At 26.2% G+C, this 221-nt stretch carries 1 protein-coding gene; it reads right to left on the reverse strand.

The window, feature by feature from the left end; translation table 11 throughout:
- Positions 1–195: hypothetical protein (locus HJW02_RS13370; protein ID WP_208050736.1), on the reverse strand; the 195-nt coding region annotated here is incomplete at its 3' end.
- Positions 196–221: the final 26 nt, after the last annotated feature.

The following is a 221-nucleotide window of genomic DNA, read 5'->3' on the forward strand; positions in this document are numbered from 1 at the left end:
TGGAACAAGTATAGTATATATAGGAAGCTTATTTTCATCAATTTCATCCATCTCTTCCTGAGTAAATCTTAACTGAGCATCTCTATGCGCACCTTTTATTACTATTAAAAGCTTCAATACAGTCATAATTGCATAAATAATCTGAAAAAATATATTTACTGAAAAAAGTGCAGCTTTATAATTTGAAATCATCATTATAATAAGCACAAGTAAAATAATTA

Origin of the sequence: Akkermansia sp. GGCC_0220 (genome assembly GCF_017566105.1) — a bacterium.
Taxonomy (GTDB): domain Bacteria; phylum Verrucomicrobiota; class Verrucomicrobiia; order Verrucomicrobiales; family Akkermansiaceae; genus Akkermansia; species Akkermansia massiliensis.